This is a genomic window from Ornithinimicrobium cerasi (assembly GCF_003702705.1).
Taxonomy (GTDB): Bacteria; Actinomycetota; Actinomycetes; order Actinomycetales; family Dermatophilaceae; genus Ornithinicoccus; species Ornithinicoccus cerasi.
This window is the reverse complement of the sequence record NZ_QZMN01000005.1, coordinates 95,075-112,569: the sequence shown is the minus strand read 5'-3', so window position 1 is coordinate 112,569 and position 17,495 is coordinate 95,075. Positions and strand designations below refer to the sequence as shown.

Here is a 17,495-nt window from a genome sequence, read left to right as displayed (position 1 = left end):
CCCTGCCACGCCGCGTATGCCGTCGGCTCAGGTCGGCGGGGGTGACTCCCTGTTGGCGACCGCCTCGATCCAGTCGACCGCCTGGTCGGGCATCAGGAGCTCGGTGGCGTCCTCGCCCCTGCCCCACCACGGGTCCGCGGCTCCGGGGCCGCCCACGAGCTCGATCTGCTCGACGATGGCCGACGGCACAGGACTCCCGTTGTTGGCGATGAGCCAGTCCGTCGTCCCTGACGAGGGCTGGGGCCACCACGTGTCGATCGTCACCAGACCCAGTCTCCTCGCTCGTCACGGCGCCGTACAGACCATGTGCAGGAGTGGGTGCCCTCGGTGCACGAGTGGCCACCCGCTCGATAGCGTCAGGCATGCTCACCGCGGTGCACACCCTGATCTACTCCACCGACCCGCCGGAGACGCGGCGATTCCTGAAGGAGGTCCTGAGGTGGCCGTGCGTCACCGAGGGTGAGAGCGACGATCCGCAGGAGTGGCTCATCTTCCGGACCGGTCCCAGCGAGATGGGGGTGCATCCCACCGCAGGGCCGCAGGGTGGGACGTGGGCGACCGAGGGCACGCACCAGATCACCCTGATGTGCGACGACCTGACGGCCACCATGGAGGAGCTGGGTGCTCGGGGGGCCCGGTTCGACGGCGAGCCCACCGACATGGGTTTCGGGCTCGGGGTGGACCTGGTCCTGCCCGGGGCGGGGACGCTGCTGCTGTACGAGCCGAGGCACCCCGTCGCGTTCGACCTCTGACGGTGGGTTGACAAGCTCGCTTGACACCATGGGGTAGTGACAAGGACACTTGACACATGAAGACATCACACCTGTGGTGGGTCGCGGTTGCCCTCGCCGTGTCGGGCCTCGTCCTGCAGGGATGGGGCGACGTCGAGGCCGACAACCCGTTCCAGGACCCGCTGGGGTTCGTGGGGACGCTGCTGGTGGCCCTGCCGCTGGCGCTGGCTCTCAACATCACGATGCGCCGGCGCCGGGACGCCTCCGGGGAGAGCTCGCCGGACAGCGTGGAGTTCCGCGCTGCGCAGCAGGCCCGGAGCCTGGCCTACGGTGATGCCGTCATCCTCGGGGCGGTTCTTCTCCTCGTCCTGACGATCGTCGCGGGCACCGCCGCGGCCCTGGCGGCGGCGCTGTTCCTGACGCTCGCGGTCGGAGCCTTCTGGATCCGTTACCGCCTGGCACTGCGAGCCATGGGTGGCTGAGACGGTCAACGCCCTTCGGAGCCTGAGGGAGGCGCGCGGCTGGAGCCAGGGCCGGCTCGCCGAGGAGCTGGGCGTCTCCCGGCAGACGATCAACGCCATCGAGACCGGTCGCTTCGACCCCAGCCTCCCCCTGGCCCTGCGGCTGGCCCTGGTCTTCGGGCGCTCGGTCGAGGAGGTCTTCACCCTGAGGTAGGTGCCTCCCCCGACGACGCGGCCACGGCGGCGCGAAGGGCGCCCAGCGTGCGCCCGACGTCGGCGTCGCTCGTCGACCAGTTGCTCACCGAGATGCGCAGCACAGCCCGCTCGTGCCACACCGAGCCACTCGTCCACGCCGTGCCGTCGCCCATCATCCGGTGGACGACGGCCCGGGTGCGGGCGTCGTCCCCGAAGGCCGCGCAGACCTGGGTGAAGACCACGTCGTTGAGCACCTCGGCACCCTCGATGCCGACGATGCCCTCGGCGAACGCACGGGCATGGCCGGCCAGACGGTCGACGAGCTCGGCGACCCCGCTGCGACCGAGCGACCGCAGCACGGCCCACACGGGAAAGGCACGGGCGCGGCGGGACAGCTCGGGGACCTTCTCGAACGGGTCGCCCGCGGCGTCGTGGATCAGGTAGGCGCCGTGCATCGACATTGCCGCCCGCAGGGCGGCCGGGTCGCGCACGATCGCCAGCCCGCAGTCGTAGGGCACGTTGAGCGTCTTGTGGGCGTCCGTCGCCCAGGAGTCGGCAGCCTCGTAGCCCTGGACGAGGTGCCGGTGCGCGGGCGAGGCGCCGGCGAAAAGCCCGAAGGCGCCGTCGACGTGTACCCACGCCCTGTGCTCGTGCGCCGCCGCGACGGCCTCCTCGAACGGGTCGAACGCCCCGGAGTGGATGTTGCCCGCCTGCAGGACCACCACCACCGGCCGGTCGTCCCCGCCCACGAGCCTCTCGCGCAGCGCGGCCGGGTCGATCCGTCCCTGCCGGTCGACGGGGACGAGCTCCGGCGCGCCGAGACCGAGGTAGCGCAGCACCAGGTCGACGGAGTCGTGACGCTCCGCACCGACCAGCACCCGCACCCCGGGCGAACCGGCCAGGCCTGACACCCCGACGTCCCACCCGGCCCGGGCGAGCACCGCGTCGCGGGCGGCGGCCAGGCAGGTGAAGTTGGCCATGGTCCCGCCGGTCACGAACCCGACGGCGCTCCCCGCGGGCAGGCCCAGCAGCTCCAGCACCCACGCCTCCGCGACGTCCTCGGCCGCGGTCGCCGCAGGCGTGACCGTGCGCAACCCGGCGTTCTGGTCCCACGCCGAGGTCAGCCAGTCCGCCGCCATCCCCGCAGGGTGCGTGCCGCCGATCACGAAACCGAAGAACCGGCCCGACGGCATCGCCGTCAGCCCCCGCTCCGCCGCCTCGGCCAGCAGGTCCACCACCGTGACCGGATCCGTCGGTCCGTCGGGCAGCTCGGTCCCGAGCGCCGCGACCACCTCGGCGACCGAGGCCGACGGCGGGACGGCGCGGTCGGGCAGGCTGGAGAGCCAGGTCAACGCGTGCTCGTGCGCGCGGGCCAGGGCCTCCGCGCCGTCAGGTGTACGGCCCACCGCGATCACGCCACCTCTCAGGTCAGGTCCAGCCCTCCCCAGGGAACCACGTCAGCACCGGGCGCACCAGTGCCCAGCGCAGGGTGGTCACGGGCGACGACGGCTGACACGGCCGGCGGCGTCACCCCCCGGACTGCCCGGTGACGTAGGCCAGGACAGCACGGACGCGACGGTCGACCGCGGAGTCGTCCGAAAGGTGCAGCTTGGCGAAGATCGAGGCGACGTGCTTGCTGACGGCTGACTCGGAGACGTGCAGCTCGCGCGCGATCGCGGGGTTGGTGCGGCCGGCGGCCATCTCCCGGAGGACGTCGACCTCCCGGGCCGTCAGCGACTGGAGCGGGGACCGGACCCGGTGCTGCTGGGCGCTCAGCAGGGCATCCACGATGCGGGGATCGACGACCGACCCGCCGCAGGCCACCGTCCGCAGCGCACGGACGAGCTCGTCTCGGTCCCCCACCCGCTCCTTGAGGAGGTAGGCGAGCCCGGAGGTGCCGTCGCGGAACAACGCCCGAGCGTAGGCCGCGTCGGCGTGCTGCGACAGCACGACGACCCCCACACCCGGGAACTCCTGGCGTATCTGCATACCTGCCTCGATGCCGTCCATGCTCTGCCCGGGCGGCATGCGGATGTCGGTCAGGACCGCGTCGGGCCGGTGCTCACGCACCCGCTGCAGCAGCTCCGGCGCGCTCGCCGCGTCGGCGACCACCACCACGTCGTCGCCGTCGTCGAGCAGGCGTCGGACCCCCTCGCGCACGAGGTAGTTGTCCTCCGCGACGACGATCCGCAGCGTGCTCACCGGAGCGCTCCGACCGGGAGACGTGCGCGCACCAGGGTGCCGCGGGGGGCGTCGGTCCGGACCTCGAAGGTCCCGCCCCACGACTCGACACGGTCGCGCAGACCGGCCAGCCCGGTCCCGTTCGCGGTGGTGCCCAGCCCGGGGCCGTCGTCGCGGACCTCGACGACGAGCTGGTCGGGGTCACCCTCGAGCGTGACCCGGACCCGGGCGCCCGACGCGTGCTTCAGCGCGTTGCTGACCCCCTCGCAGGCCACGAAGTAGGCCGTCGCCTCGATCCCCGGCGGCCAGCGCATCCCGCGCGCCGCGTCGGCGTCGACCTGCACGGTCTCGGGGAGGCGGGCGAGCCGGCTCTCCAGCGCCGCCACCACGCCGGAGTCGGCGAGCACGGGAGGCCGGATCCCGGAGACCACCTCCCGCAGGTCCTCGACGGTGTCCCTGGCCTGGCTGCGGACGTCGGCCAGGGTGAGCTCCGCGCGGACCGGATCTCGTCGCAGCTGCCGGGCGGCCAGGTCGGTGAGCGAGAGCAGGGCCATCAGCTGCTGCTGAACCCCGTCATGGAGGTCGCGCTCGATCGAACGGCGCACCTCGTCCTCCGCAGCCGCCAGCCGTCCCCGGGACGCGGCCAGGTCACCGGCCAGCCGGCGGCTCTGGGCGGAGATGCCGACGAGCAGCACGACGGGAAACAGGCCGAGGGCGAGGAGGAACAACGGGACCGACACGGCGACCGCGGTGTCGGTCACCCAGCTCGTCACCACCACGACGAGCAGAACCGCCAGGAGGCCCGCGCCGGCCAGGGGGCGGAGGAGCTCGCGGCGGTCGGCGGGCGACGACCGGACGAACCGCGCACCCAGCATGCCGACGCCCAGCACCAGCCACGCCGGTTCCGACGCGACGACAGCTCCTCCGGCAGCGCCGAGGGGGGTGAGCGCGTCGATCGCGAACGGGTTGGGCGCGGCGGTGCTCGGCTCCCCGCCGACGACGAGCTCGGAGGAGCCGACGAGCTGGGCCGCCGGGCCCAGGACGGCCAGCACGGCCAGGACCTGCGTGGCGACGCGCGTCCACGCCCGGTCGAACCGGCCGTCCGGGTAGGTGGACAGCACGGCGACGACCGACGCGAGCCCACCGAGGAACAGCACGTCGGTCAGGACCCGCAGGAACGCTCCCGAGGCGCTGGCACCGTCGGTGCCGGCCGCCGCTCCCTCACAGAGCCAGGAACCGACGAGCAGCACTCCTGCTGCCAGCAACGCTCGCGCGGTCCGGTTGCGCGGGGTCAGCGCGACCGCGGCCAGACCGCTGGAGAGCCAGCCGAGAAGCGGGACCGCCACGCCCGCGTCCACGTTCATGGCCTCAGTATCGGCTGCCGGGCGCACGTGCAGGGTGCAGCTGGGTGCACGACCCAGGTGGACCGCGCTCCACCCCACCTCGGCACCGGGCACCAGCGCGCGCCCCCTGGCTGCGCAGCACGCTGGAGACTGTCCAGCTGCTCCGATGGAGGTCTCTCATGACGTTCCGTTCCCCGATGATCCTGCTCGGCGCCGGCGGCCTCGCCTGGCTGCTCGGTCAGGCGTTGCTGCCCGACATGGGTCTGCAGACACCGCAGCGGTATGACGCCGTCGTCGCGGCACGCGGTCTCGAGGCGTGGTCGGCGGGGCTGCTCGTCGTCGCCGGCTGCCTGCTCGTGCTGGGTGCGCTCGCGCTGTCCAGGGCCCTGGTCGACGTGCGGGGCCGCGGCTCCACGCTGATCAGGATCGGCGCCCCGATGCTCGCGCTCGGCGGCGTCTGGCTGGTCGCCGGACGGGCCGCCTTCAACATGCTCTTCCTGCGTGTCACCGACGACGACGTGCCCCGTGACGTCGCCGTCCGGGTGCTCGACGACGGCGGTGGAGCTGAGTTCATCCCGCTCCTGCTGACCCTGCCCTGCCTCCTGATCGGTCCCCTGCTGCTCGCGCTGGGTCTTCGCCGCGCCGGGCTGGGGAGCCTCCTCCCGCTGGTGCTCTGGGTGGTCGGCATCGGCGTGTTCCTCACGACCGAGTTCACCGTCAAGGCCGGCGAGATCGCCGGGATCCTCAGCGCCGCAGCAGCCCTGGCCGTGATCGGCTGGTCAGCCTCTCGACGGGCGACCTCCTCCGACGGTGGGGTCGCCGTCAGGGTCCAGGCGATGCGGGACAGCCAGGTCACGTCGGATCGGTGAGAGTCCGGCTGTCCCCCGCACCGGACTCGGTGACCGCCATCACCCGCTGACAGCTGGTATGCCCTGCGACAGATCCTCCATGACGTCGCGGACCTCGTCCACCGGCGCGAAGGGTCCGGGCATGCGGAAGACGCGGGCTCCCCATGACGTCGTCCGCGGCTGGAAGCCGGGTCGGCCGCTGCTCCCGAGCAGCACCATCACGGGGCGGCTGAAGAGGCAGACGACAAGCGGGACACGTCGAGCCTCCAGCTCCGCGTTCACCGCCTGACGACCGATCTCGATCTCACGAGGGCTCAGGTGCTTCTCCGCACACGTCGGGCGCTTCACGACGTCGGTGAGGCCGATGTCAGCGTCGAGCACGACGCGCTCGAAGAACGTCCCCCCAGATGGTGGGCGTCGAAACAGTCCGGCGTCGGCCAGGCGCAGGAGCTGCCTCTGGGCCAACCGGCCTTGGTGGTGGTGGCCGGCAGCGACACTGGTGGGAGTGGAGTTCAGCCCGACGATGACAGCGCGGGGACGCGCGGGCCAGACGTCCTCGAGCGTGAGGACGGGTTCGCCCATCCACTGGACTGTGGTCCGGTGAGCTGCGGGGTGCCCGTCGGCGCGCACGTCGTCTCCTTCTGCGCGAGCGGGAGAACGAACGCGCCGGCAGGCAGGGGCGCTCCTCATCCGAACTTCCTCCATCTGCCTTCGGAGACCACCTCGACGGCGCCGTCGACGACCACGATGGCCGTCTGCTCGTCGATGGCGTAGGCGGGGACACCGATCTCGTCTGCCCACCGCTGTGCGGTCGCCAGGGTGTTGGTCGGGAAGGCGTCCAGGTGCGGGAAGATCGAGAAGTCCACGACCCCCAAGGTGCGGTCATCAGGTGCCGAGGGCCACTCCACGAAGAGGTTGCCGATGCGGGGCGTCATCACCATGCTTCCGGCACTGACGCCGACCCACACCGTGTCGCGCAGCGACGGCAGCAGCTCGGCCAGGCCGGACTCGCGCATCCAGTGGCACAGGTACGTCGCGTCCCCACCGTCGACCAGGAGCACGTCGGCCTCCCGGACCCAGGGGAGCCATCGCTGTGCGCCGATGGTGGGCAGCGCGGTGAGCTCGAGGACCCCGAGCGACGCCCACCCCAGGCCGGACAGGTGTTGCGAACGGTCGTCGGCAGCCAGGAGACCCTGCACCGAGGTCGGACCGCCCATCGGGTGTCCCCATTGCGCCGTCGGGACGACGAGGGCATGACACTCGGCGACCGGCTTGCCGAGCAGGTGATCGAGGGCGGAGCGGATGCTCGCGTTGGTGACGCCGCCCGATGTCAGCAGCAGCTTCACAGTGCCTCCAAGATGTCGACGACGAAGGTGCATGCACCTGAGTAGGTGGCTCCACGCCGCGAGTCATCGTACGCACGCGTGGCAGGAGCGGACGGATCTCCTGCGGGAAAGTGGTGGTCACCTCGCTCGCCTGACTGATGTGCTGGTGGCCCCTTTGAGTCTGTCGCGCTGACGGAGGTGGTCGTCGTGTCGGGCTACGGCGTGCTGGCGGAGGTGTACGAGTGGCTCATCTCTGATGAGAAGCTGACGCCAGCCGACTTCGCTCGACCGACGCCAGCGCGGCAATGGTTCGTCGCACCGGTGAGCTGGCTGAGGAACTCGGTGCATCGTTGCGAACGGTTCGGGCAGCCTGGCACCAGTTGACCGATCATCTCGACGACGCCAGTTTCGACATGGTGTTCTGCGTGGGCAACTCACTTCACCATGCCGAGGGCGTTCGAGGCAGGATGGCGGCGCTGGAGTCGATGTCACGGTTGGACGTCCGTGACGAGCTGGTCCGCCGGAACGGGCGCGATGCCCTCGTCATCTACCGCTGGGAGATCGCGCCGCACTGGGAGCAGGAGCACCACATCGAGTTGCTGTCGCGCAGTTCGACCCGGATGGGTCGGTCCTCGTCCGCTCGGAACTGTTGTCCTGCTGGCCCTATCGATACGACGAACTCAGATCGCAGCTGTACAGCGTCGGCCTGAGGGTCGAGACGAGCACGTTCGATCCGGAGGCGGAGGGGTACATGGTGGTGGCGACCAGGGTGTGATCCTCACGGAGGTTGGTCGTGACCGGGGGGCCGACCGGCTCGTGTGGGGTGGGTCACCGCAGGCCGATGAGACGGGCTCCGATGGCGTCGTTGAGCCGGGTAGGCAGGACCGCGTTCATGGTGACCATCGCCCGCGCCTGGGCACCGGCGGCGTAGCGGGCACGTGGTCGGCGCGCGGTCAGCGCCTGCTCCACCACCCGGGCGACGACGTCCGGTGGCACCGTCCGGGACTGGAGCACGCTGACCAGCTTGAGGATGCCGCTGATGTGCTGCGCGTACAGCTCGCGGTGACTGGTCGCCATACCCTGCTCCATCTCGTGGAACAACGACTGGATCTGCTGCCACGGGCCGGTGTCGGTGGGGCCGGGCTCCACGACAGACACGTCGACGTGCCAGGGCCGCAGCTCTACCCGGAGCACGTCCGCGATGGCTTCCAGGGCGAACTTCGACGCGCAGTACGCGCCCTCCAGGGGCACCGGCGACCGGCCGCCGGTGGAGGAGATGAAGACGATCCGGCCGCCGGCGGCACGGATCCGGGGGAGCACCGCCTGCGTGACGGCTACCTGGCCGAAGAGGTTGACCTCGAACTGTCTGCGGAAATCTGGGATGGAGACGGCCTCGACCGGGCCCAGCACCCCGATGCCGGCGTTGTTGACGACGGCGTCCAGCCGGTCAGGAAGGTGGTCGGCCAGAGCGGCGACGTGCGCGTCGTTGGTGATGTCGAGCAGGACCCTCCTGATGTCGAGGTCGTCGGGACGGGGGCCGTCGTCGGCGGGGTCGGCGCGCACGCCGGCGAAGACCGTCCACCCGGCGCGGGCCAGTCGCAGCACGATGGCTTCGCCGATCCCGCGGCCGGCTCCGGTGACGAGTACCGATGGCATGGTGGGCATCCCTCTCCGGCAGGCGCACCCCGCCTCACCGGACACACTACTCGCGTAGTTCGGTCGTGTCACTACTCCTATAGTGACCAGGTGAACTCGTTGCGCGACCGCGCCCTGGACGCCGCCATAGAGCTGCTGGGGACACAGGGCCTGAAGGCGTTGACCCACCGCCGGGTCGACGAGCGGGCGGACCTCCCGCCGGGGTCCACCTCCAACTACTTCCGGACGAGGGACGCCCTGCTCAGCGGGGTGGTGGACGCCATCCTCGAGCGGGAGGTCTCCGGGATACGGGAGACGTTCGCCCCCCGGTCGGCCGAGGAGCTTCTCGATGCCCTCGTGATGCTCCTGGACCGCACCACCGAGGACCAGCGGACACTGACCAGCGCGCGGCTCGTCCTCTTCATGGAGGCGAGCCACAACCCCGCCCTGCGGGAGAGCCTGGGTCGGGGTCGGGCGGCCTGGGAGGCGACCCTGCAGAAGGCACTTCGGGAGCTGGGCGCCAGCGAGACGGTCGCGTCGACCCGCGCCGTGATGGCGTGCGCGGAGGGGCTGATCCTGCATCGCGTCGCCCGCCATGACGACAGCGATATCCGGCCCATCCTCGAGCTCGTCGTCCGCGCCGCCCTGGCCTGAACTCCTGTCCCCCGTCTGCGAGGACAGCGCGCACTCGACAGCCGTTCTGGGGATGTGGGGGGACATCTCGACACCGAGGGTGTCGAGGTAGCTGCAGCCAGGCTGCTCACCACCGGCGCCGACGCTGACAAGGTGCATGCCCGTGTGCCCTCTCCGGCGCGGTTGTGGGCGGACGCGGGGAGCGTCAGACTTGCCCTGGTGCAGCTGACCGGGCCCCCCCATGGCGGACCAGGAAGGGGTAGCGAGGATGGCACGAGGAACAGTTGCCGTGCTTGCGCCGCACCTGGACGACGCGGCCGACCTGGCCGCTGTCCTCGTTCAGACGTGGCGTGAGGCCTACGGGGGTCTGCTCCCTGAGCACTTCTACGACGACGCCGCACGGGTGCGGCGGCAGGCGATGTGGTCGCAACGCCTGACGGAACCAGGCGGAGTGGAGCGGATCAGGATCGCAAGAGATGCCGGGCGGCTTGTGGGTTTCGCCGTCCGGGGGGACGCGGTCGATCACCAGGGCCACCCGCCCGTCCGTGAGGAGCAACTGTTCGCCCTGTATGTCCTAGCGCGGTTGCACGGCACCGGTGTCGGGCAGAGCCTGATCGATGAGTGTCTTCGTGGACGGCCGGCGCAGCTCTGGGTGGCCAAGGAGAACGGACGCGCCAGACGCTTCTACGAGAAGAACGGCTTCGAGGAGGACGGCACGGAGCAGATCGACGAAGACCTGGATGGGCTCGTCGAGATCCGCATGGTGCGCTGACACTGTGTCGGCCGTGCACGTCCGGGCTGAGGACGACCGTTGCCGCTACGCGTCACCGTGACCCACTCGTGCTCGCGCTGGACACGGTCGACGACCTCGCTGAGGTGATCGCGTCTGGTTGACTCGGTGCATGAGCCTCGCTGACGAGCGGACCACGGACGGGCACCCCGCACTCGAGCTGCGCGACCTGCGACGGCTCGTCGACCGGGCGGTCCGACACACGGTGAAGGTGGCCAGGGCGGATGAGCAGCCGAACGTCGCACGGCGGCTGCGGTCGTTCGTGGGAGACCTGGACGAGGCGCCGGTGGTCGACGACAGCTGGCCGATCTACGACCACGTCAACGTGCAGCGGGCGCTGGACGCCTGGCTGGCGGAGCCGGGACGCCATGCCGAGGTCGTGGGCCTGACGGGCTTCCAGCACATGGAGTTCGGGCTCAGCGAGCTCTTGCACCTGGGGTCCGACTTCAGTCCCGTACGACTGGGTGGGCTGGCGACCGTGAACCTGCCCAGCGGACCGGACGGGGAGACGCTGCGGTGCATCCACACGGGAGTCCTGCTGGTGACCGACCCGGACGGCACCCGTCTGGCGATGCTCGTGCGGTCGGGGGAGATGATGGACCGTCGCGTCCACGTGCAGGTCCTGTCCTCGGACACCACCCGCGCCGAGGCCGTGGCCGGGCGGTTGCGCGACCTGGTCATCGAGCGAAACGTCTTCCGCGGCCGGGTGGTGAGCTTCGGCGACGACATCTTCGGGCAGGATCGTGGCGCGAGCCTGCTGACCTTCCAGACCCGACCGCACGTCCCGCGCGAGCGCCTGGTCCTGCCCGACGCGGTGCTGGCCCAGATCCGGCGCCAGGTGCTCACGGTCGCCGAGCACCGGGACGCGTTGCGTGCCGGCGGGCAGCACCTGCGACGTGGCGTCCTGCTCTACGGCCCGCCGGGCACCGGCAAGACCCACACGATCCGGCACCTCATGGGGCTGCTGCCCGACACCACCGTGCTGCTGATCAGCGGACCGGCGGTGCGGTTCGTGGGCGAGGCGTGCGCCATCGCCCGCAACCTGCAGCCAGCGATGGTGGTGGTCGAGGACGTCGACCTGATCGCCATGGACCGGCACATGGCTCACGAGGCGCAGCCGATGCTGTTCGAGCTGATGAACCAGATGGACGGACTCGCCGCCGAGGCCGACGTCGTCTTCGTGCTCACGACCAACCGCGCCGACCTGCTCGAAGCGGCCCTGACCACCCGCCCCGGACGCATCGACCAGGCGGTCGAGATGGAGCTGCCCGACGCAGGGGCACGGCGCGAGCTGCTCCTGCTCTACCGGGCGGACCTGGGCTGGAAGGTCAGCGAGTCCGCGCTCGACTCAGCCGTCGAGCGCTCCGACGGGACGACGGCCTCCTTCGCCAAGGAGCTGCTGCGGCGCGCGGCGCTCGTCTCCCTCGAGCGTGACCCTGACCAGGTGTCACCCACCCTCACGGACGCGGACCTCGAGGCGGGACTGGACGAGCTGCTCGACTCGCGCAATCGCATGACGAGGCGCGCCCTGGGCGCCGAGCCCGGGAGCCACGACGACACCTCTGCCGCACCGCGCGAGCAGTATTCGGGAGGCTGGTCACCGGCCGGTCCTGGGCTCGCGCCGTCGTCCCCGCCCCCATGAGGCGACCACGGCCCCAGCTGTGCAGGCTCCAGACCCTGACGACCGCGACGACGAAGGAGCCGGCCGGCGGCAAGGGTCGGATGTCGTGGAGCATCCACCAGCGTGGTCGTCAGAGGTGCGACGGTCACCGAGGAGGTGTCTGCGAAGACGTCGGCCTGCACGATCAACGCGGGCGTCGGCTTGGGGGCCGTAGACACCCCCCGGCGACGGTCCACAGCTCGCCGCGCCTCACTCCTGGTCCCAGGAGCGGTGACGGCCTCGACGAACTGCTGATCGTCGGACTGCTGGTCCGATCGTCGGACTGCTGCTGGTCCGACTCGGCAACCAGCCTTGCCTGGTGCGGAGCGTGATGCCGGCGGAATGCCCTCTGTCCTGAGTCGCTCGGTGCGCTGGGGCGGTGATCCCCGCAATGAGGTCGACGTGCATGTCCAGGTGCGGCGGAGCCGGTGTGCCCCTGCAGGTGCTCTCGTCGACTCAAAGGCCGAGGTGGCCGCGGATGATCCGCGCGGCATCCGCCCGGTCGGTTGCGGCGAGTTTCAGGAGTATCGCGCTGACGTAGTTGGCGACGGTCTTGGTCGACAGGCCGAGCCGTGCGGAGATAGCGGGGTTGGGCAGGCCCCGTGCGAGCAGGTCGGCGACGACGAGCTCGCGGGCTGTGAGCCCGCCCGGCAACGCTGCCTGCTCGTCGCCGGGACGAGCCGCGAATGAGGGTCGCTCGACGCCGCTACCGATCCACAACGCACCTGCACTGGCGGCCTCGACGGCGGCGATGAGGTGCTCGGGCTCTGCGTGCTTACCGAGGTAGCCGGCTGCTCCGGCGTGCAGGGCCCGGGCGACTGAGGCCTCATCCGAGAACAGGGTCACGACGAGGACCGCGACGTCCGGGTGCTCGGCCGTCATCCTGGCCGTGGCCTCGAAGCCGTCCCCGTCGGGCATGGACAGGTCCATGAGCACGACCTGCGGCCTGACCTGCGCGACGACCTCGAGCGCTTCCAGGCCACCTCGGGCCTGCCCGACCACCTCGTGACCCGACGCCGTCAGCAGCGTCACGAGCCCACGCCGGAAGACGGGGTGATCATCGACGACGACCACGGTGGTCATGACACTGCCAGGGGGAGGTCGACGAGGAGGTGGCACCCTTTGGCCTCCCGGTCGTACCGGGCGGTCCCGCCGATCTCGTCAGTGCGCTCGGTGATCGACAACATTCCGATGCCGGCGCGCACATCGGAGGGTAGCCCCGGGCCGGCGTCGCTCACCGTCAGTCTCAGGTAGCCGTCGTCGAGTCGCAGCCGGATGAGCACCGGCGCGGCCCCGTGCTTGCGGGCGTTGGTGACAGCCTCCTGGATGATGCGCAGCGCCGCGAGGTCGACCGAGGCCGGGAGGTTCAGATCATCGGGCGCGTCGATTCGCACATCGGGGCCACCGACCCGGTCCTGCAGGGCCGCGACGAGCCCGTGGTCGTCGAGCACCGGCGGCCGCAGGCCGTAGGCCAGCTCGCGGGACTGGTCGACGGCCATCCTCACCTCGCGGTGCAGCTGGGCAGCCTCGGGATCGCCGGTGCGGGTGGCCAGGGCGGCGGCGCTCAACGCAATGCCCGACAGCGTGGGGCCGAGGTCGTCGTGCAGCTCGCGGCGGATCCGTCGCCGTTCCTCCTCGCGGGCGGCGACCGTGCGGGCGCGGGAGTCGCGCAGAGCTACGACTGTGCGCGCCGCGTCGAGCGCGGGGGCGGCCTGAGCGAGCAGCCTGTCGAGGACTCGCCTGTCGCGGCGCGTGAGGGTGCTCTCGCCGCGCCGCGGCGGCAGCTCGAGAACGGCCAGCACCTCGCCGCGGTACATGACGGGGAAGCTCTCGGAGTCTGATGCAGTGGGCACCTGCGGTCCTAGCTCGACGGGCTCGAACCACGAGCCGTTGATGCGCCCGCGGTCCAGGAAAAGCGCGCTGGTGAACGCCTGTAGGACCGTGCTCGGCGTGTCGTGCTGGCCGGTGGGGGTGTTGAGCGCCGACAACATCCGCGTGACGGCTCGGTCGGGGTCCGGACGCCCCCGGTAGATGAGCCAGTCGCCGACGTGGAGCATGCCGAGGGCGACCGGTGCTGCGACGACGCCGACGGTGACGAGACGCACCCATACCGGCGCCGTGAGGGAGAGCATGACGGCGGCCAGTGCAGCGACGGTGCCCAGCGAGACCACCGTGGCCCGCAGGAACTCGTCGACGTCGAGCGCTCGCGGGGCGAGCACTCCCACGGCGACCGCGACGAGCAGGGGAAGTACGGCAAGTTGGGCAGCGACGACCGAGCCGGTCGATCCCTCCCCGATGGACCCGTAGGCGGCCTGGGTGGCCGCGAACGACGCCATCGTCAGCAGGGTGCCGAGGATGACCCAGCGCACCGCTGCCCGCTCCGCGGTCGAGGACCGGCGCCGGTAGCGGTAGACCTGGGCGAGGAGCAGCACCAGCTGGCCGTTGACCACCAGCGCCCACCACGGGCTCTCGCTCCACATTCCCCCCGTGGCGAGGTCACCGACCGCCGCGAGGGCGAGGGCGCCCACCGGCAGCCACAACCACCGCGGGGTCATCACGCCATCCGGATAGACGCCGGCGAGGAGCGGGAAGGCGGCGAACCACAGGACGGCTGCACCCGGCACGACGATGACGGCATACAGGAGCAGGCACGCGAGCACGACGAGCCACCGACGGTTGCGCGGCATTCGTCGCAGTGACCCGAGCAGGAGCACTGCCAGGACGAGCACGACCGCGGTGACCGCGATCTCGCTCGTCCTGACCAACGCGTCGTGGGTCATGGGTCGATGATGACATCGGCGGGCGCGATCAACGCCGCTTCCGCGACGTCACGAGCAGCGCGATGCCGAGGATCAGCGATCCGAGGACGGCGACGAGGATCGGCCACGGGGTCGCGAAGGGGACGGCTGCCTGGTAGAGCGGGATGGCGGCGAACACGCCGAACACCACGCTCAACGGGCGGCCGATCAGGCCCGAGCGCCGACCTGACGTGGCGAGCAGGAGGTTCCAGCCGATGGAGCCGATCCCCACGACGAGCAGACCCGCCGTGACGGCCAGGTAAGACGCCTGGAGTGAAGCTGCCTGGATTTCACTGTCCCCGGTGACATCACCGAGCCCTGCGCCCACCGAGGTGTACATACTCAGCCCGTGCCCGGCGACCCAGAACCACGCGGTGGCGCCGACCAGAGCCATGGCGAACCCCACGGTGGCCGGGACGCTGTCCGCCGCGCCGGTCAGGCGCATCGCGCGCCACACGGACAGGACCATGACGAGGGAGGCCACGCCGATGCCCGAGAACAGGGCGGCATCGAAGCCGCCAACCCATGAGTTGGCCTCTAGTGCCGCAAGGTCGGGGGTGTCGTCGGCCCCGCTGCCTGCCAGCAAGCCGACGAGAAGCGGCTGGCACAGCCAGAGGGCGAAGACCGCGATGCCGGCCCACCCGGCCATCCGGGTCAAGTACCTGACCTCGTCAGTGACCGTCGCTCCGGGCGTTGACCGGTGCGTGGATGGGTCCCCGTGGGGCTCGGCGCTGCCGAGCAGATCTGCGGTGCTCATCGGAGCATCCCCTTTCGTTGGAAGCGATGGCACCAGAGTCCGGGAGACTGTTCCCGGGAGTGAAGTGAGACCGGATCACAACTTCTCTGCTGCGCCGCTGATCCTGAGGTGGACGTCCGGCGGCCGCAATGCCCACACCCTGCGTCCGAGGTCAGGTGGCGACCGGTTCTGCGCGGTCTCATGCCATGCTCGTCGGGGACGGGGTTCACCCCGTCCGTTGACCGAGTCGTTGATGAGGCATCGTCAAGGAGGTACTCATGGCAGTGGGATCCCGGCCCCCGGCACCGTCGAGGCATGGGGCCGGTCGCCGGAGAACCCGGTCGAGGGTTGGTACGGCCTGCGCAAGGGTTACCGCGGCCGATTCGGTATGTACCTTCCGCCCCTGCTCGAGACGCTGGGCCTTGCAGAACTCACGCACCAGCCCCGCAACAACCAGATCCGCGCCCTCTGAGGAGCTCGGCGCCCTCACGCTCTAGAAGTTGCTGGCCATATTCGTGAACCGGCTGTAGTGACCCTGGAAGGCGACGACCACCGTGTCCGTCGGACCGTTACGGTGCTTGGCCACGATGACGTCCGCCTCGCCCTCCCGGGGTGACTCTCGCTCGTAGAGGGACTCGCGGTGGAGCAGGATGACGAGGTCGGCATCCTGCTCTATCGAGCCACTTTCGCGCAGGTCAGACATCTGTGGCTTCTTGTCCGTCCGCTGCTCGGGGCCACGGTTGAGCTGCGAGAGCGCGATCAGGGGCACCTCGAGCTCCTTCGCCAGCAGCTTCAGCGCTCGGGAGAACTCCGCGACCTCCTGCTGGCGCGACTCGACGCGTTTGCCCGAGCTCATCAGCTGGAGGTAGTCGACGATGACCATCTTGAGGTTGTGACGCTGCTTGAGCCGCCGGCACTTGGCCCGGATCTCCATCAGCGACATGTTGGGCGAGTCGTCGATGAAGAGCGGCGCGTCATGGATCCGCCCCTGCGTCTCGGCCAGGCGCGTCCAGTCGCGGTCGCGCATGTTGCCCTTGCGCATGTTCTGCAGGGGGATCTCCGACTCCGCCGAGAGCAGGCGCATGGTGATCTCGGTGCGACTCATCTCCAGGGAGAAGACGACGGTCGGCAGCTGGTGCTTGATCGCCGCCGCCCGTGCCACGTCCAAAGCAAAGGTCGACTTTCCCACGGCCGGCCTGGCCGCCACGATGATCATCTGACCGGGGTGCAGGCCGTTGGTCAGCTCGTCCAGGTCGGTGAAGCCGGTGGGCACGCCGACCATGTCACCGGTCGAGGACGCGTTGTGCTCGATCTCGTCGGACGTCGCCTGCAGCAGGTCCCCCAGGGCGTGGTAGTCCTCCCCGCCCCGTCGGTCGGCGACGGCGAAGACCTCGGCCTGGGCGGTGTTGACGATCTCCTCAACGTCTCCCCCGCCGTAGCCGATCTGCACGATCTTGGTCCCGGCCTCGACGAGGCGGCGCAGCACCGCCCGCTCGGCGACGATCTCGGCGTAGTAGGCGGCGTTGGCCGCGGTGGGCACCCCCGCGATGAGCTGGTGCAGGTATGCCGTGCCACCCACCCGGGCGAGCTCGCCGCGCTTCGTCAGCTCGTCGGCGACCGTGATGGCGTCGACCGGCTCCCCCCGCCCGAACAGGTCGATCACCGCGTCGTAGATGCGCTCGTGCGCCGGCCGGTAGAAGTCGTTGGGGCGGACGAGCTCCGAGCACTCCCCGATCGCGTCCTTGGACAGCAGCATCGAGCCGATCGCGCTCTGCTCCGCAGCCACGTCCTGCGGCGGCAGACGCTCCTCAGGAGGACCCCCCGGCCCGCTCCCGTACGCCTGCTCGAGCTCGCTCAGCGACATGCGCCCACCTGCTTCCTGATGCGATCTCCACGTGCCGCACACCGTGTCACCGGCCACCGACAGACCCGCACGGGGACAGGGTCTCGGCACACCGTACGGCCCTCGGGTGCTGCCCACCAGCGACCCTGTGGACCAGGTGTGGACAAGGTGTGCACCCACGGTGGACGACGCGCCGTACGCCTGGGCGAATCTGTGGACGGCCCTGTGGACAACCGCACGACTTTCCGCTCGGCGACGCTCTGACCTGCACGGACGTGACGCACAGGCTGTGGAGGAAAACCCGCCGACCCCGCTC

General features: G+C 70.7%; 21 protein-coding genes. 10 read left to right on the top strand and 11 right to left on the bottom strand.

What is annotated here, in order from left to right; all coding sequences use genetic code 11:
• Window positions 1-27: 27 nt before the first annotated feature.
• Entirely contained in the window at window positions 28-264 is a 237-nt protein-coding gene (locus D4B81_RS07220; RefSeq protein ID WP_122261754.1) for a hypothetical protein, read from the bottom strand.
• Window positions 265-362: 98 nt separating this feature from the next.
• Here D4B81_RS07220 and D4B81_RS07215 point away from each other — a divergent pair, with 98 nt between their 5' ends.
• From D4B81_RS07215 to D4B81_RS07205, 3 genes are read left to right on the top strand one after another with little or no spacing between them, the layout of a single operon-like run.
• The gene (locus D4B81_RS07215) at window positions 363-752 is read left to right on the top strand and encodes a VOC family protein (protein ID WP_122261753.1); all 390 of its coding nucleotides are present in this window, start codon (window positions 363-365) and stop codon (window positions 750-752) included.
• A 56-nt stretch (window positions 753-808) separates the two neighbouring features.
• Entirely contained in the window at window positions 809-1,213 is a 405-nt protein-coding gene (locus D4B81_RS07210) for a hypothetical protein (RefSeq protein WP_122261752.1), read from the top strand.
• Window positions 1,206-1,406 (top strand): helix-turn-helix transcriptional regulator, encoded by a 201-nt coding sequence (locus tag D4B81_RS07205; RefSeq protein ID WP_122261751.1) that lies wholly within the window; start codon window positions 1,206-1,208, stop codon window positions 1,404-1,406. Before D4B81_RS07210 ends, D4B81_RS07205 begins: the two co-directional genes overlap by 8 nt.
• Here D4B81_RS07205 and D4B81_RS07200 read toward each other — a convergent pair.
• The 3 genes from D4B81_RS07200 to D4B81_RS07190 form a co-directional block, all read right to left on the bottom strand.
• Window positions 1,393-2,793 (bottom strand): pyridoxal phosphate-dependent decarboxylase family protein, encoded by a 1,401-nt coding sequence (locus tag D4B81_RS07200; RefSeq protein WP_122261900.1) that lies wholly within the window; start codon window positions 2,791-2,793, stop codon window positions 1,393-1,395. The two genes, D4B81_RS07205 and D4B81_RS07200, sit on opposite strands and share 14 nt — an antisense overlap.
• Before the next feature lie 121 nt (window positions 2,794-2,914).
• Entirely contained in the window at window positions 2,915-3,589 is a 675-nt protein-coding gene (locus D4B81_RS07195) for a response regulator transcription factor (RefSeq protein WP_202613611.1), read from the bottom strand.
• Window positions 3,586-4,932 (bottom strand): sensor histidine kinase, encoded by a 1,347-nt coding sequence (locus tag D4B81_RS07190; protein ID WP_122261750.1) that lies wholly within the window; start codon window positions 4,930-4,932, stop codon window positions 3,586-3,588. The genes D4B81_RS07195 and D4B81_RS07190 overlap by 4 nt, the downstream gene beginning before the upstream one ends.
• A 158-nt stretch (window positions 4,933-5,090) precedes the next feature.
• Between D4B81_RS07190 and D4B81_RS07185 the strand changes: the two genes are divergently transcribed.
• Window positions 5,091-5,780: a hypothetical protein gene (locus D4B81_RS07185; protein WP_122261749.1), complete on the top strand. Its 690-nt coding sequence runs from the start codon at window positions 5,091-5,093 to the stop codon at window positions 5,778-5,780.
• Between the two features lie 39 nt (window positions 5,781-5,819).
• Here the strand turns inward: D4B81_RS07185 and D4B81_RS07180 are convergent, their stop codons facing one another.
• Both D4B81_RS07180 and D4B81_RS07175 read right to left on the bottom strand, forming a co-directional pair.
• Complete coding sequence (locus D4B81_RS07180) at window positions 5,820-6,341, bottom strand: uracil-DNA glycosylase family protein (RefSeq protein ID WP_122261898.1); 522 nt, start codon at window positions 6,339-6,341, stop codon at window positions 5,820-5,822.
• Window positions 6,342-6,445: 104 nt separating this feature from the next.
• On the bottom strand, window positions 6,446-7,105 hold the full coding sequence (locus D4B81_RS07175) for a Type 1 glutamine amidotransferase-like domain-containing protein (protein ID WP_122261748.1): 660 nt from the start codon (window positions 7,103-7,105) through the stop codon (window positions 6,446-6,448).
• Window positions 7,106-7,291: 186 nt separating this feature from the next.
• Between D4B81_RS07175 and D4B81_RS18465 the strand changes: the two genes are divergently transcribed.
• Together D4B81_RS18465 and D4B81_RS07170 are read left to right on the top strand one after the other, a co-directional pair.
• A complete protein-coding gene (locus tag D4B81_RS18465) occupies window positions 7,292-7,468 on the top strand; it encodes a hypothetical protein (protein WP_202613625.1) in 177 nt (58 codons plus the stop codon).
• On the top strand, window positions 7,390-7,794 hold the full coding sequence (locus tag D4B81_RS07170) for a class I SAM-dependent methyltransferase (protein WP_202613610.1): 405 nt from the start codon (window positions 7,390-7,392) through the stop codon (window positions 7,792-7,794). Before D4B81_RS18465 ends, D4B81_RS07170 begins: the two co-directional genes overlap by 79 nt.
• 118 nt (window positions 7,795-7,912) lie before the next feature.
• On the opposite strand, the gene D4B81_RS07165 is transcribed toward D4B81_RS07170, so the two are convergent.
• Window positions 7,913-8,740, bottom strand: coding sequence for an SDR family oxidoreductase (locus tag D4B81_RS07165; protein ID WP_122261897.1), 828 nt, complete (start codon window positions 8,738-8,740; stop codon window positions 7,913-7,915).
• Between the two features lie 90 nt (window positions 8,741-8,830).
• Between D4B81_RS07165 and D4B81_RS07160 the strand changes: the two genes are divergently transcribed.
• From D4B81_RS07160 to D4B81_RS07145, 3 genes are all read left to right on the top strand, one after another.
• Window positions 8,831-9,373, top strand: a complete 543-nt coding sequence (locus tag D4B81_RS07160; RefSeq protein ID WP_122261747.1) for a TetR/AcrR family transcriptional regulator — start codon at window positions 8,831-8,833, stop codon at window positions 9,371-9,373.
• A 268-nt stretch (window positions 9,374-9,641) separates the two neighbouring features.
• Window positions 9,642-10,124, top strand: a complete 483-nt coding sequence (locus D4B81_RS07155) for a GNAT family N-acetyltransferase (RefSeq protein ID WP_237565871.1) — start codon at window positions 9,642-9,644, stop codon at window positions 10,122-10,124.
• 130 nt (window positions 10,125-10,254) lie between these two features.
• Window positions 10,255-11,784, top strand: coding sequence for an AAA family ATPase (locus tag D4B81_RS07145; protein WP_122261745.1), 1,530 nt, complete (start codon window positions 10,255-10,257; stop codon window positions 11,782-11,784).
• A 474-nt stretch (window positions 11,785-12,258) separates the two neighbouring features.
• On the opposite strand, the gene D4B81_RS07135 is transcribed toward D4B81_RS07145, so the two are convergent.
• Genes D4B81_RS07135 through D4B81_RS07125 form a run of 3 tightly spaced genes read right to left on the bottom strand, consistent with a single transcriptional unit; the run spans window position 12,259 to window position 15,357 of the window.
• Window positions 12,259-12,885 (bottom strand): response regulator transcription factor, encoded by a 627-nt coding sequence (locus D4B81_RS07135; protein ID WP_122261744.1) that lies wholly within the window; start codon window positions 12,883-12,885, stop codon window positions 12,259-12,261.
• A complete protein-coding gene (locus D4B81_RS07130) occupies window positions 12,882-14,582 on the bottom strand; it encodes a sensor histidine kinase (RefSeq protein WP_122261743.1) in 1,701 nt (566 codons plus the stop codon). The genes D4B81_RS07135 and D4B81_RS07130 overlap by 4 nt, the downstream gene beginning before the upstream one ends.
• Before the next feature lie 28 nt (window positions 14,583-14,610).
• The gene (locus tag D4B81_RS07125; RefSeq protein ID WP_122261742.1) at window positions 14,611-15,357 is read right to left on the bottom strand and encodes a hypothetical protein; all 747 of its coding nucleotides are present in this window, start codon (window positions 15,355-15,357) and stop codon (window positions 14,611-14,613) included.
• Between the two features lie 232 nt (window positions 15,358-15,589).
• On the opposite strand from D4B81_RS07125, the gene D4B81_RS19230 reads away from it, so the two are divergent.
• Window positions 15,590-15,808: a DUF6855 family protein gene (locus D4B81_RS19230; RefSeq protein WP_122261741.1), complete on the top strand. Its 219-nt coding sequence runs from the start codon at window positions 15,590-15,592 to the stop codon at window positions 15,806-15,808.
• Window positions 15,809-15,829: 21 nt separating this feature from the next.
• Here D4B81_RS19230 and dnaB read toward each other — a convergent pair whose 3' ends face one another.
• Window positions 15,830-17,200: a replicative DNA helicase gene (gene dnaB / locus D4B81_RS07115; RefSeq protein ID WP_097189138.1), complete on the bottom strand. Its 1,371-nt coding sequence runs from the start codon at window positions 17,198-17,200 to the stop codon at window positions 15,830-15,832.
• Window positions 17,201-17,495: the final 295 nt, after the last annotated feature.